General features: G+C 65.4%; 13 protein-coding genes. 7 read left to right on the top strand and 6 right to left on the bottom strand.

Going from position 1 to position 14,082, the window contains the following annotated elements:
• Positions 1-136 precede the first annotated feature (136 nt).
• Positions 137-1,030 (bottom strand): LysR family transcriptional regulator, encoded by an 894-nt coding sequence (locus tag BRAS3809_RS13595; protein ID WP_008962676.1) that lies wholly within the window; start codon positions 1,028-1,030, stop codon positions 137-139.
• A 135-nt stretch (positions 1,031-1,165) separates the two neighbouring features.
• Between BRAS3809_RS13595 and BRAS3809_RS13590 the strand changes: the two genes are divergently transcribed.
• Positions 1,166-2,161 (top strand): aldo/keto reductase, encoded by a 996-nt coding sequence (locus BRAS3809_RS13590; RefSeq protein ID WP_008962675.1) that lies wholly within the window; start codon positions 1,166-1,168, stop codon positions 2,159-2,161.
• 137 nt (positions 2,162-2,298) lie between these two features.
• Here the strand turns inward: BRAS3809_RS13590 and BRAS3809_RS13585 are convergent, their stop codons facing one another.
• Positions 2,299-2,796 (bottom strand): single-stranded DNA-binding protein, encoded by a 498-nt coding sequence (locus BRAS3809_RS13585; protein ID WP_008962674.1) that lies wholly within the window; start codon positions 2,794-2,796, stop codon positions 2,299-2,301.
• Between the two features lie 472 nt (positions 2,797-3,268).
• Between BRAS3809_RS13585 and BRAS3809_RS13580 the strand changes: the two genes are divergently transcribed.
• From BRAS3809_RS13580 to BRAS3809_RS13560, 5 genes are all read left to right on the top strand, one after another.
• Complete coding sequence (locus BRAS3809_RS13580) at positions 3,269-4,021, top strand: outer membrane protein (protein WP_008962673.1); 753 nt, start codon at positions 3,269-3,271, stop codon at positions 4,019-4,021.
• A 194-nt stretch (positions 4,022-4,215) separates the two neighbouring features.
• Positions 4,216-4,971, top strand: coding sequence for an outer membrane protein (locus BRAS3809_RS13575; protein WP_008962672.1), 756 nt, complete (start codon positions 4,216-4,218; stop codon positions 4,969-4,971).
• 320 nt (positions 4,972-5,291) lie between these two features.
• Positions 5,292-6,077 (top strand): outer membrane protein, encoded by a 786-nt coding sequence (locus BRAS3809_RS13570; RefSeq protein WP_008962671.1) that lies wholly within the window; start codon positions 5,292-5,294, stop codon positions 6,075-6,077.
• A 215-nt stretch (positions 6,078-6,292) separates the two neighbouring features.
• Positions 6,293-7,021: an outer membrane protein gene (locus BRAS3809_RS13565; protein WP_008962670.1), complete on the top strand. Its 729-nt coding sequence runs from the start codon at positions 6,293-6,295 to the stop codon at positions 7,019-7,021.
• A gap of 291 nt (positions 7,022-7,312) precedes the next feature.
• Positions 7,313-7,960, top strand: a complete 648-nt coding sequence (locus BRAS3809_RS13560; RefSeq protein ID WP_008962669.1) for an outer membrane protein — start codon at positions 7,313-7,315, stop codon at positions 7,958-7,960.
• Between the two features lie 117 nt (positions 7,961-8,077).
• On the opposite strand, the gene BRAS3809_RS13555 is transcribed toward BRAS3809_RS13560, so the two are convergent.
• Positions 8,078-9,241: a hypothetical protein gene (locus BRAS3809_RS13555; protein WP_008962668.1), complete on the bottom strand. Its 1,164-nt coding sequence runs from the start codon at positions 9,239-9,241 to the stop codon at positions 8,078-8,080.
• A 45-nt stretch (positions 9,242-9,286) separates the two neighbouring features.
• Positions 9,287-9,589: a helix-turn-helix domain-containing protein gene (locus tag BRAS3809_RS13550; protein WP_240535670.1), complete on the bottom strand. Its 303-nt coding sequence runs from the start codon at positions 9,587-9,589 to the stop codon at positions 9,287-9,289.
• A gap of 312 nt (positions 9,590-9,901) precedes the next feature.
• Here BRAS3809_RS13550 and uvrA point away from each other — a divergent pair, with 312 nt between their 5' ends.
• Positions 9,902-12,895 (top strand): excinuclease ABC subunit UvrA, encoded by a 2,994-nt coding sequence (uvrA, locus tag BRAS3809_RS13545; protein WP_008962666.1) that lies wholly within the window; start codon positions 9,902-9,904, stop codon positions 12,893-12,895.
• A gap of 240 nt (positions 12,896-13,135) precedes the next feature.
• Here the strand turns inward: uvrA and BRAS3809_RS13540 are convergent, their stop codons facing one another.
• A complete protein-coding gene (locus BRAS3809_RS13540) occupies positions 13,136-13,462 on the bottom strand; it encodes a hypothetical protein (RefSeq protein ID WP_008962665.1) in 327 nt (108 codons plus the stop codon).
• A gap of 220 nt (positions 13,463-13,682) precedes the next feature.
• A complete protein-coding gene (locus tag BRAS3809_RS13535) occupies positions 13,683-13,991 on the bottom strand; it encodes a hypothetical protein (protein WP_008962664.1) in 309 nt (102 codons plus the stop codon).
• Positions 13,992-14,082 lie beyond the last annotated feature (91 nt).

Here is a 14,082-nt window from a genome sequence, read left to right as displayed (position 1 = left end):
CCCCGAGGCGTGCCGCCGGGCTCGTTTTCCCGGCTCCGCGCAGCGGTTGCGGAGCGTCCTCCGGCGGCGCGCGGGAGCCGTTGATTTTGCAGCAAAATCCGTTTGTCCGGCGAGACGATCGCGCGAACCGGGCTCGTCATCCGCGATAGCGCAGCGCATCGACCAGCACCGTGAACGCAGATGTGGGCTGCCGGCGGCTCGGAAAATACAGATGATAGCCGGCGAACGGCGCGCACCAGTCCTCCAGGACGCGAACGAGCTTGCCCTTCGCAAGATCGTCCCCGACCTGATCCTCGGGCAGATAAGCGAGTCCGAGCCCGGCGCGCACCGCGTTCATGCGCATCGTGATGTTGTTGAACACCAGTTGCCCGTCGACGCGCACCTTCAGCGTGCGTCCGCGCTTTTCGAACTCCCACGCATAGATCCCTCCCAGGGTCGGAAGCCGGATGTTGATGCAATTGTGCTCCGTGAGATCCTGCGGCTTCCGCGGCCGCGCCCGCACGGCGAAATAGGCCGGCGAGCCGACCACGGCCATGCGCAGGTCCGGCCCGATCCTGACGGCGATCATGTCCTTGGCGACCTGCTCGCCGAGCCGCACCCCCGCGTCGAATCTCTCGGCGACGATGTCGGTCAGCCCATAGTCGGTGACGAGCTCGACCTTGATGTCTGGATAGAGCGGAAGCAGCTTTCTCAGCGCCGGCCAGAGCACGGAGTCGGCGGCATGCTCGCCCGCCGTGATCCGGATCGTGCCGGCCGGCTTGTCGCGCAATTCGCTCAAGCCCGCCAGCTCCGTTTCGATCTCGTCGAACCGCGGACCGATGCTCCGCAGCAGGCGTTCGCCGGCAGCCGTCGGCGCGACGCTGCGCGTCGTGCGCGCCAGCAGCCGCACGCCGAGCCGGGCCTCGAGGTTGCGAAGCGCATGACTGAGCGCCGACTGGCTGATGCCGAGCCGGGCAGCCGCCCGCGTGAAGCTTCCCTCGCGGGCGACGGCGAGGAAGCCGAGGACGTCGTTCAGATTCTCACGCAGCATTCATGAGTCCGTTTCATAAAACCATGCGCGTTCTAGCATCTAATGTCATCGTGGTCACAGCCTTAGGTTCAGCCTGGACGGAGAGGTCGACGACGCGCGATTCCGGCGTCGACCGCAAGACGGAGAGAGAACGGGATGAAGATGAGAACCCTGGGCAAGAGCGGTCTCGAGGTGTCGGCCATCGGCTTCGGCTGCATGGGCCTGAACTTCGGCTACGGGCATGCGCTCGCGAAGGACGACGCGGTCAATCTCATCCGCGCCGCCTTCGACCGCGGCGTGACGTTTTTCGACACGGCCGAAATCTATGGACCGTTCACGAACGAGGAGCTGGTCGGCGACGCCCTGGCTCCCGTCCGGGACAAGGTGGTCATCGCCACCAAATTCGGCTTCGCGATCGACCCGGCGACCGGCAGGTCCTCGGGGATGAACAGTCGCCCCGAGCGCATTCGCGCGGTCGCGGAGGCATCCCTGAAGCGGCTGAAGACCGATCGCATCGATCTGTTCTATCAGCACCGCGTCGATCCGGACGTGCCGATCGAGGACGTCGCCGGCGCGGTCAAGGATCTCATCGGGCAAGGCAAGGTCAGGCACTTCGGCCTGTCCGAGCCCGGCGCCCAGACCGTCCGGCGCGCGCATGCGGTGCAGCCCGTGGCCGCGCTCCAGAACGAATATTCACTCTGGACCCGGGGTCCCGAGAGCAACGGCATCATGCAGGCCTGCGACGAGCTCGGCATCGGCCTGGTGCCCTACAGTCCGCTGGGCAAAGGCTTTCTGACCGGCGCGATGAGCGAGACCACCACGCTGCCCGAGAACGACTTCCGCAGCACCCTGCCGCGCTTCACGCCCGCGGCGATGAAGGCCAATCAGGCGCTGGTCGATCTGCTCAAGACAATCGCCGAACGCAAAACATCGACGCCGGCCCAGATCGCGCTCGCCTGGCTGCTCGCCCAGAAGCCGTGGATCGTTCCCATTCCAGGCACGACCAAGCTTCATCGCCTCGAGGAGAATCTCAGCGCCGCCGACGTCGAACTCACGGGGGACGATCTGGCCGAGATCGAGCAGGCCGCGGCCGCGATCAAGGTCGAGGGCGAACGCTACCCTCCTCACCTGATGGCCACGACGGGGCGCTGACGCGCCTTCCGTTTAACGGCCGGGCGCTCAGCTCGTGAGCGCCCGAAACAACGCCTCCGCGACGCGCGGTCGATGCGCGTCGACTGCAGATTCACGGACATCGCGCCTTCGGCTTCACACCAAGGCGCGCCCTGATTTCAGAACGGAATGTCGTCGTCCATGTCGCTGTTGCGGCTGGCGGCCGCCATCGGGCGGCGCGGCGCCGGCGCCGAGGCGGACGGGCTGCTCATGCCGAAATCGCCGCCGCCCATGTCGTCGGCGAAATTGCCGCCACCGCCGCCACCACGGCCACCGAGCATCGTCAGGGTCGAGTTGAAGCCCTGCAGCACGACCTCGGTCGAGTACTTCTCGACGCCGCTCTGGTCGGTCCATTTGCGAGTCTGCAGCGCGCCCTCGATATACACCGTGGAGCCCTTCTTGAGGTACTGCTCGGCGACCTTGCAGAGACCTTCATTGAAGATCACGACACGGTGCCATTCGGTCTTCTCCTTGCGCTCGCCGGTCGCCTTGTCGCGCCACGTTTCCGACGTCGCAATGCTCAGATTGGCGATCGGCCGACCATCCTGGGTGCGCCGGATCTCCGGGTCCTTGCCAAGATTGCCGACCAGAATCACCTTGTTCACGCTACCCGCCATCACACTCTCCCGCGGTTTTCACAATCACCGGACCGGTCCTGCCGACCGGCCTCTCGGCGCAAGGTGGCTGACCTCTTCCTCTCGGGGCGGACCCTATACGGTTGCCCGGCCGGCCACCTGATTTCTCGCTGCTTATCCACATATAGCAGGCCGGGCGGGATTGTTCCAGTTTTGTTCGCAAGCTCACGTCCACAACCAGACAGCGAATTCGATGGAACCCAATGGAACCTCATGGAACCCGGAGTTCCCTCTTTGGAACCCCTGAAAAGTTCCGCAGATCACGAAAAAGCGATTAACTTTCATTAACTTAGCCTGCCTCACATCCTCCTCGCCTGTGGCTTTTGGGAGACGGTATCCAGGGTTGAATCGCGTATATTTATGGATGGATTGGGGCCGCCCATCGCGGTCGCGCCACCTCACAGACGAGCGCCTCCGGGGACGAAATCGGGGCGCCCAACGCGGGAGACTTGGGATGAAAAAGATCTTTCTTGGAGCTGTCAGCTTGATGGCCTTGGGGGCGCTGGCTCCCGCCGGGGCCGCCGATCTGGCTGCCCGCCCCTATACGAAGGCGCCGGTGATGGCGCCAGCGCCGCTTCCGACCTGGGCCGGCTTCTATCTCGGTCTGCAGGGCGGTGGCGGCTGGGGCCGCAGCGATGAGACCTTCTTCGGCGGTCCGAACGCGGTCGGCTTCGCCGGCACGCAGCGCTACGACATCAACGGCGGCTTCGCCGGCGGCGTGATCGGCTACAACTGGCAGGTCGACAACATCGTGTTCGGCCTCGAAGGCGACTACCACTGGGCCGACATCAGCGGCCGGTCGTCCGAGATCAACCTCGGCGCAGGCGACACCTACTTCACCAAGCTGCGCGGCTTTGGCGACATCAAGGGCCGGCTCGGTTGGGCTGCGGGTCCGGCGCTGTTCTTCGTCAGCGGTGGTGCCGCAGTCGGCGATTTGCAGCATCGTTACGATGCTGGCCTGTTCGGACCCGCCTTCTCCGCGTCGCAGAGCGATTGGCGCTGGGGTTGGACGATCGGCGCCGGTGCCGAGTACATGTTTGCCCAGAACTGGTCCGCCAAGGTCGAGTACAACTATCTCGATTTCGGCAAGAGCACGCTCCAGTACACGCCGGTGGCGACCAACCGCTCCGAATGGAACGACACCATCCACACCGTCAAGGTCGGCGTCTCCTACCACTTCGGTGGCCCGGGCGTGTCGCGCTACTGATTGCACGCAGACCGCGAATATGTCGAAAGGCCGGCCTCGCGCCGGCCTTTTTTTGCGTGCGGAAACCGGCACTTGCTGGCCGGCTGTGTCGTTTGGGTGACGGCTTTTTACGCCGGAAGGGGTTATCAAGGCTCCGCGGGTGGGCGTTGGTGAGAGTGTGCGTGCGGGCGTCGGACGTGATGTTGGGGACTGCGATGAGAGGGCTGTTGCTGGGGGCGACAACCTCGCTGGCGCTGGGGTTGGCGCCGGCGATCGCAGCCGATTTGCCCGCGCGCACCTTCACCAAGGCGCCCGCGATGATCGCGACGATCTATGATTGGAGCGGCTTCTATCTCGGCCTGAACGCAGGCGGCGGTACGGCCCGCACCTGCTGGACCAACCAGGTCACCGCCGGCGGAGTCGCCGCGACCAATGCCGAAGGCTGCCACGATGCCACGGGGGCGCTGGCGGGCGGCCAGATCGGCTATCGCTGGCAGACCGGCAGCTGGATGCTCGGCGTCGAAGGCCAGGGCAACTGGGCCAACCTCAAGGGCAGCAATACCAGCCAGCTCGTCCCGGCCGTCACCAACCAGACTAAGGTCAACGGCGTCGGAACGCTCACCGGCCAGATCGGCTATGCCTGGAACAACGTGCTCTGGTACGTGAAGGGCGGCGCCGCGGTCGCAGGCGAGAAGTACAGCGGCATTGCCACGGCAACGGGCGCGCCGTTCGACCAGGCGAGCGCGACTCGCTGGGGCGCGACGGTGGGCACGGGTGTCGAGGTCGGCTTCGCCAAGAACTGGTCCGTGGGTGCCGAGTACGAGCACGTCTTCATGGGCAACAAGAACCTGAACTTCTCTGGTCTTCCTGCGGGCGGCGCGACCCGCACCGACACGGTCGGCCAGGACGTCGACATGGCCAAGGTCCGCGTCAACTATCGCTGGGGCGGTCCGGTCGTCTCCAAGCACTGACGACCGCGCGCAGTCGGCGCGACTCGGCATCATCGCGGCGCCTCTGCCTTCAGTGCGGCGCCTTGCGCGCGCCGCACTCCGGTCGCCCGTGACCGCCGATCCATTCCGATAGGCGACGACACCAGCGCCATCCGATGGCCCGCTTCCCGCGCGCCGGCCCTCCTGCCGTTTACGTCCGCCTAACCACGTCGACACATCAGGCGCCGCCGCGATGGTCGGTCACCGCTTTGGAAATGAGTCCTTCCTACAACCGGGATGGGCCCGCACGCAGTCTGGATCGGAGGGATCCGGCGGGGGCATCTGGGACTGGGGAGAGACGAATGCAGAAGACCGCTCTGATCACCACCGCCGGCATGGCGCTGCTCGGACTGGCGCCGGCATCGGCCGCCGACTTCGCCACGCGCCCCTACGGCAAGGCGCCGGCGCCCGCCTATGTCACCCCGCTGCCGAGCTGGGCCGGATTTTACGCCGGCATCAACGGCGGCGCCGATTGGAGCCGCAACTGCTGGACGCTGAACAATGTCGGCGGCGTGCCGGTCGCGCCGACACAATCCGAGGGCTGCCACAATGCCTCGAGCGGCCTCATCGGTGGCCAGGTCGGCTATCGCTGGCAGGCCGCCAGCTGGGTGTTCGGCCTGGAAGCCCAGGGCAACTGGACCAACCTGAAATCATCCAATGCCAGCACGGCCGCGCTGGCCGCCGGCATCACCAACACCACCAAGACCGACGCCATCGGCCTGTTCACCGGCCAGGTCGGCTACGCCTGGGACAACGTGCTTTGGTACGTGAAGGGCGGCGCCGCGGTCGCGCACAACAAATACACCGGCACATCAAATGCAGCCGCGCCCATTGCCGTCGGAACGCTGCTGGATTCGGCGAGCGAGACGCGCTGGGGCGGCACCGTCGGCACCGGTGTCGAGTACGGTTTTGCGCCGAACTGGTCGGTCGCGGTCGAGTACGATCACTTGTTCATGGGCTCGCGCGACATCAGCTTCCCGGCGACCGCGAACGTCAACTCCCGCATCGACACGATCAAGCAGGACATCGACATCGCCACGGTCCGCGTGAACTACCGGTTCGGCGCCCCGGGCGCGACGCGCTACTGACGCTGCGTCATCCCGCCGCAGTTGCGACAAGGCCGGCCAGAGCGCCGGCCTTTTTCGTGTCCAGAGGCTGGCACCGAAGCGGCTATTTTGTGTTAAATATTTGATTTATCAAGCTTTTTTGCCTCTGTGGCCGGTGCGTTACAGCCTCCCCGGATTGACCTGTGTATGAACATTTCATCGCTAGTCAGTCCAACTACTCCCGGGGGAGACATTCGATGAAGAAGTTGCTTGTGATCACGACGGCCCTCGTCGGCATCGCAACCGCGACGTCCGCCTCGGCGGCCGATCTGGCCGCCCGGCCTTACACCAAGGCGCCGCCGGCGATGGTCGCCATCAACGACTGGAGCGGCTTCTATCTCGGCATCAACGGCGGCTATGGCTCGAGCCGCAATTGCTGGACGCTGGTGAACGGCCCCGCCGAGGGCTGCCACAACGCCACGGGCGGTACGGTCGGCGGCCAGTTCGGTTATCGCTGGCAGATGGGTCAGGTCGTGTTCGGCCTGGAGGCGCAGGGCAACTGGGCCGATCTCACCGGCAACAACGTCACCCCGGTGTTCGCGCCCGATCGCAACCGCACCAAGCTCACCGCCTTCGGCCTGTTCACCGGCCAGATCGGCTATTCGTTCGACAACGTCCTGCTCTACGCCAAGGGCGGCGCCGCCGTCACCGACACCCGCTATGAGATCTTTTCCGGCGTGATCAACACCGTGCTGGCCGCCACGACCGTGCACAAGTGGGGCGCGTCGGTCGGTGCCGGCGTCGAATACGCCTTCGCGCCGAACTGGTCGGTGGGCTTCGAATACGACCACCTGTTCATGGGCACCACCAACGTTCCGTTCCAGGGCGCGGTCTTCACCCAGAACGACAACATCAAGCAGGACGTCGATCTGTTCACGGCCCGCATCAATTACCGCTTCGGCGGACCGGTCGTCGCCAAGTACTGATCGCTCCGTTCGACAACCGAAAGTTCCAAAGGCCGGCGCAAGCCGGCCTTTTTGTTGCTCTGGAGACACCTGTGCTGCCCTGCAACACGCGGAACCAAGCATTTGAGTCACATGAACAATCCGGAACCCACCCCGTAAAAACGCGGTTTCGCCGCGAGTGTGTCTTCAGGGTGACGGCAATCCGCGCGGAACCCGGCTATAGGGTGACCCGTCAACTTGAACGGGTGAGTCTGTTTCGTGCGTAAGAGCTTTGGTGCGACGCGGACTTCAAGGACTAAACTGGAGACAAGAATGAAGAAGATCCTGCTCGCGACCGTGGCCCTGGCCGCCCTGGCCGCTCCTGCCGCCGCTGCCGATCTCGCTGCGCGTCCGACCTACACCAAGGCCCCGGTTCTCGCGCCGGTGCCGACCTGGACCGGTTTCTACATCGGTGCGATGGGCGGCTATGCCAGCCAGGACAACAACAGCTTCGGCTTGGTGTCCCAGAAGGGCGGCTTCGTCGGCGGCACCCTCGGCTACAATTGGCAGCAGGGTCCGGTCGTGTTCGGCATCGAGACCGATGCGGCCTGGGCTGACATCAATGGTTCGATTGTTGCTCCCCTCGCCTCTTTCAGCAGCAAGATCGAGGATATGGGCACCGTGCGCGGCCGTCTTGGCTACGCCTTTGGCCCTGCCATGCTGTACGCCACTGGCGGTTACGCATGGATGGAAAACAAGGCCACTGTCACCGTTCTCGGCCTGACGGGCGTCGGCCGGCAGTTCCACAATGGCTGGACCGTCGGTGCTGGCGGCGAGTACATGTTCGCTCCGAAATGGTCGGTCAAGGCCGAATATCTCTACAAGAGCTTCGGCAGCGAGAACTACGGTGTTGGCGGCACGGTCCCGTCGGGCTCCATCAATCTGCACACCGTGCAGGTCGGCGTGAACTATCACTTCTAAGACTTCGGCCTCCGGGCCAACGCACAGGCCTCCGCTCGCAAGGGCGGAGGCTTTTTCTTTTTGACCGCCGCGACAGGGGCTTATTCGTTCTCCGGCCGGGCCCGTGCGGCGCCCTCCTCACTCGGACGCGCCGCCTGCCTTGGGGACATCTCCCGCCGCGTGATCCGTCGCAGCGTCCGTGTCGGTGACCGGAGCCACCACATCCGGACGGATCGGCGTGACGTTGGGCACGACACCCCCTGGCGGCAGGGTTTGAGGCTGCTGACCATTCTGCGCGTGGGCGCTTCCTGCGTCCTCGGCTTGCGCCTGGTCCTCGCGGCCAGAATCACCCTTGATGCCATCGGCGACCTGCTCGATCGCCGCCAGCAGCACGGCGTCGCCGACGCGCTGCTGCAGAGACAGTCCGAGCTGGGTCATCTTGGCGCCATTGTCGAGATGCGGCTGCCGGGTCAGCGGCTCGATCTCCTTGAGCACCGCAGTCTTGGCAGCCTCCTGGGCGGCCGGCGAGCCGTAGCGCGACATGATGAAGGCGATGTCGACGAGCAGCGGATAGGCCTTGTCGAAATCGGCCCTCTGCAGCGCGATGAAAACCTTCAGCTCGAGCTTGGCGGGGCCTTGAATCTTTTCTCCCAGCGCGGCGACCGCGGCCTCGAGCACCTGCTGCCCCACCGCGTTCATCAGCATCAGCCCGAGATTGAGCACCTTGACGCTGTCCGGCATCCGCTGCGATGAGGCCAGCGCGTCGATCACCAGGCGAAACTTCTGCTGCTCGCTGGCCGGAATGTTCTGCATGAGCTCGAAGCAGAAGCTCGGCAGCGAGTCCCGGGCGAGTTCGAACGACACCCCCTGCATGATCCGGATGACGTCGGCCGACCGCGGCTTGGCTCGCTCGCGATCGCAGGCGCGATCGGTGGCGAACAGCAGGATCTGAAAGAAGATCGCGGGCCCGACCGAAACATCGGTCTCGCCCACCTTCATCGAGAACAATGAACTGCGGAAGAATGCCATCGAGCCGAGGCTCGCGACCAGGGCCTGCACCAGGATCACCTGGTCCTGGGCGCCAAATTTGAAGTCGAAGTTTCGGATCAGCACGTAGGCGAACAGGGCGGCCAGCGCATTGACGAGAACGTAGGCGCGCGCCGGGCCGGTCTGGGCGGCGAGGAAGGGAGCATCCTTGTAGCGCGAGATGACCTCGGTGACGCCGACGGCCGCTCCGATCGCCGGAACACCAAAATACCACAAATCAGACAGCTGCCACGCAATGCCGGCCGGATCCGCCATGGTCGCCTCCCCCTGCGGGATGGACAACCTTAGCGGCAGAGCGGATCAGGTCGCAACGATGGAATGCGCCTTCTGCCCCAGCGGCGTCAGCGACAGGCGGTCATCCGAGCCCTGCACCAGCTGATCCTGCTTGAGTCGATGGATCGCAGCCTGCATCAGATCGGCCGACACGCCCGTGCTCGACTGCAGCACGCCGATCGAGATCGCCTCGGCCCGTCCGATCAGCTTGAGCGCCTGGGATGCAACGGCATTCACGTCGGCCGGTCCGGCGCCGGCGCTACGCACGCGCTCCTCGGTCGAGAGCACATATGATCCGACATTGGCGCTTGATGAGGATGAGAACTGCATGGAGCATCTCCGGCGAATGGCGCATGACGCGGCCATCGCACTCGTATCGGTGACTACCATATGGGCCGCCCCGGCACCACGTCAAAGGCCGCTGCGAAGCCACGTTCCAGGCCTCCCCGCTGCAATGGTTCCGCTCCTGCCAGAAGCTGCCATATCACGAGCGCATTGTTGATGATTCGCTGACGGCACTGGAAATCCGGGCCCGTTCTTCCTACGTTCCGACCATACCTTTTCCCCCTGGCGTCCGATGGCCGGCTTCCGGCGCAACGCGCCTGCAACGATGGCGCAGCCTTGCGCCGTGGGACGAACGTCATGGATGAAGTGCTCAAGGCCAAGCAGCGCGCGCAAGCCAACTCGTCGAGCCTGCGGGCGATCACCATCCGCGGCGCCCGCGAGCACAATCTGAAAAACATCGACGTCGAAATTCCGCGCGACAAGCTCGTGGTGTTCACCGGCCTGTCCGGCTCCGGCAAATCCTCGCTGGCGTTCGACACGATCTATGCCGAGGGCCAGCGCCGCTACGTCGAGTCGCTGTCGGCCTATGCGCGCCAGTTCCTGGAGATGATGCAGAAGCCGGACGTCGACCAGATCGACGGCCTGTCGCCGGCGATCTCGATCGAGCAGAAGACGACCTCGAAGAACCCGCGCTCCACCGTCGGCACCGTCACCGAGATCTACGACTACATGCGCCTGCTCTGGGCGCGCGTCGGCGTGCCCTATTCACCGGCCACCGGCCTGCCGATCGAGAGCCAGACCGTGTCGCAGATGGTCGACCGCGTGCTGGCGCTGCCCGAGGGCACCCGCCTGTATCTGCTGGCGCCGGTCGTGCGCGGCCGCAAGGGCGAGTACAAGAAGGAGCTCGCCGACTATCTCAAGAAGGGCTTTCAGCGCGTTAAGATCGACGGCACCTTCCACGAACTCGCCGAGGCGCCGGTTCTCGACAAGAAGTTTCCGCACGACATCGACGTCGTCGTCGACCGCATCGTGGTGCGCCCCGACATCGGCCAGCGCCTCGCCGAAAGTTTCGAGACCGCGCTGAAGCTCGCCGAGGGCCTCGCCGTCGTCGAATTCGCCGATGCCCCTGCCTCCGCGCCGCCGGCCGAGGAGAAGGAAAAGAAGAAGACCGCAAAAATTCACGACAAGAGCGGGCCCGAGCGCATCCTGTTCTCGGAGAAGTTCGCCTGCCCGGTGTCCGGCTTCACCATTCCCGAGATCGAGCCGCGGCTGTTCTCGTTCAACAACCCCTATGGCGCCTGCCCGGAATGCGGCGGCCTGGGCGTCGAGCAGCATGTCGACGCCGACCTGGTCATTCCCGACAAGGACCTCACCTTGCGCAAGGGCGCGATCGCGCCCTGGGCCAAGTCGTCCTCGCCCTATTACCTGCAGACGCTGACGGCGCTCGGCAAGTTCTACAAGTTCACGCTCGACACCAAGTGGAAGGATCTGCCGAAGAAGACGCAGAACGCGCTGTTGCACGGCTCCGGCGACGACGAGATCAAGTTCACCTATGAGGACGGCGTCCGCTCCTACGACACCAAGAAGCCGTTCGAGGGCGTCATCACCAACATCGAGCGGCGCTTCCGCGAGACCGAGAGCGAATGGGCGCGCGAGGAGCTCGGCAAGTATTTCAACGACGTCCCCTGCGCCGGCTGCAACGGCTATCGGCTGAAACCCGAGGCGCTGTGCGTCAAGGTCGGCGGCAAGCATATCGGCGAGATCTCCGACCTCAGCGTCAAGGCGGCCGGCGAGTGGTTCGCCGAGGTGCCGAAGGCGCTCAACGCCCAGCAGACGGAGATCGCAACCCGGATCCTGAAGGAGATCCGCGACCGCCTCACCTTCCTGCTCGATGTCGGCCTGAACTACCTGACCCTGGCGCGTTCGTCGGGCACGCTGTCCGGCGGCGAGAGCCAGCGCATCCGCCTGGCCTCGCAGATCGGCTCGGGTCTGACCGGCGTGCTCTACGTGCTCGACGAGCCCTCGATCGGCCTGCACCAGCGCGACAATTCCCGCCTGCTCGACACCTTGAAGCGGCTGCGCGACCTCGGCAACACCGTGATCGTCGTAGAGCATGACGAGGACGCCATTCGGCTGGCCGACTACGTCCTCGACATCGGCCCCGGCGCCGGCACCCATGGCGGCAACATCGTCGCCGAGGGCACGCCGGCCGAGATCATGCGCAATCCGGCGTCGCTGACCGGCAAATATCTCACCGGCGAGCTCGAGGTCGAGGTGCCGGAGCGGCGGCCGCCGAACCATCGCCGCACCATCAAGGTCGTCAACGCCCGCGGCAACAATCTCAAGAACGTCTCGGCGGAGATTCCGCTCGGCCTGTTCACCGCCATCACCGGCGTCTCCGGCGGCGGCAAGTCGACGCTTCTCATCGACACGCTCTACAAGGCGATCGCGCGCAAGCTCAACGGCGCCAACGAGGCCGCCGCACCGCACGACCGTATCGAGGGCCTGGAGCATATCGACAAGATCATCGACATCGACCAGTCGCCGATCGGCCGCACCCCGCGCTCCAACCCCGCGACCTATACCGGCGCGTTCACGCCGATCCGCGAATGGTTCGCCGGCCTCCCCGAGGCCAAGGCGCGCGGCTATGAGCCGGGCCGGTTCTCGTTCAACGTCAAGGGCGGCCGCTGCGAGGCCTGCCAGGGCGACGGCGTCATCAAGATCGAGATGCACTTTTTGCCCGACGTCTACGTCACCTGCGACGTCTGCAAGGGCAAGCGCTACAACCGCGAGACGCTCGACGTCCTGTTCAAGGGCAAGTCGATCGCCGACGTGCTCGACATGACCGTCGAGGAGGCCGCCGAGTTCTTCAAGGCGGTGCCGCGCGTGCGCGACACGTTCGAGACCTTGCGCCGCGTCGGCCTCGACTACATCCATGTCGGCCAGCAGGCCACCACGCTGTCCGGCGGCGAGGCGCAGCGCGTCAAGCTCGCCAAGGAGCTGTCGAAGCGCGCGACCGGCCGCACGCTCTACATCCTCGACGAGCCCACGACGGGCCTGCACTTCCATGACGTCAAGAAGCTCCTGGAGGTGCTGCACGAGCTGGTCGCCCAGGGCAACACGGTGGTCGTGATCGAGCACAATCTCGAGGTCATCAAGACCGCCGACTGGGTCATCGATCTCGGCCCCGAAGGCGGCGACGGCGGCGGCGAGATCGTCGCGTGGGGCCCGCCGGAGGACATCGTCAAGGCGCCGCGCAGCTACACGGGCCAGTTCTTGAAGCCGGTGCTGGAGAAATCCGCCAAGCCGAAGAAGCGCAGCCGCGGGACGGCCAGCGAGGCGGCCGAGTAGTGGCGGCCGAGTAGTTGTCGTGGAGCCGTTGTAGCCCGGATGAGCGAAGCGACATCCGGGTTCATCGCTGACGTCCGAGGAGACCCCGGATATCGCTGCGCTCATCCGGGCTACACGGCTGGATTGTTTCGTCGCTCAGCTCCTCGCAATGACGCTGCGGCCGACAGCTTCGGTCCAACCAAAAGCCCGCCGCTCGGCGAGGAGGAGCGGCGGGCTGGGTGGTTATCCCACGACCTCAACTCACCAGCGGTAATACCCACTGCGCGTGCCGTTGTTGTTGCCCCAGGGACCGACATCGCCCTGGGTCGAACTCGGGGTCGGGTGGTTGGTGCCGTTGTAGCCGGTGCCCCAGCCCGGGCCGGCATACGGGCCCGGCGCGACGGCGACGTAGCCTTCCTCATCAACCGGGGCCGGAGCCCAGGCATAGGAGTCGCGGTAGGCATAGGTGCTGGTGACCTGGCCGCCATAGCCATAGCCGCCGGGGCCGTACTCGCCGGCGGAAGCCGCAGCGGTGCCGGCCACGAGCGTGACGGCCGTCAGCGCGGCGTATCCCAAGATGCGCGTCATGAACTTGCTCCTTCGTTCCTAAGGTGATCGCGGAGCAAACGACGTAAGTAGCTCGCAGGTTCCGCAGCAGGCGCGCGAGAGCTCTGCGACAGAACGCGCCGCTCACAATGCCGCGATCCCATGATCCGCTCGCCACCACGTCCTCAGCACGATGCCATGCGAAAAGCCCGCCGCTCGGGTCGAGCAGCGGGCTTTGATGCCTAGGCGCGGAGCGCGGCGGCTACCACTGGCGATAGACGCCGGTCAGCGTGCCGTTGTTGTTGCCGGACGGACCGACATCGCCCTGGGTCGAGCCCGGGGTCGGATGATTGGTGCCGTTGTAGCCACGCCCCCATGTGACGGGGCCAGCCACCGGACCCGGTGCGTAGGCCGGTGCGCCGGCATAGACCGGCTCGGAGTCGTAGGTCTGGCCCGGCGGCACCCAGGCCATCGAGTCGCCGTAACGGGCATAGCCCTGCGCCGATGCGGCCGCGGTGCCAATCACCAGCGTTGCCGCTGCCAGAGCGGCCATCTTGATCGTGCGTTGCATGGAAGTCTCCCTGAGTCTGTCGGGAGGCAACGACCGCATTGCGGCACCGTTCCTGCATCGCACCCTCACAAAAGCCGTGATGCAATCGTGA

The organism is Bradyrhizobium sp. STM 3809 (assembly GCF_000239795.1).
Taxonomy (GTDB): Bacteria; Pseudomonadota; Alphaproteobacteria; order Rhizobiales; family Xanthobacteraceae; genus Bradyrhizobium.
This window is presented reverse-complemented; position numbering and strand designations above follow the sequence as displayed.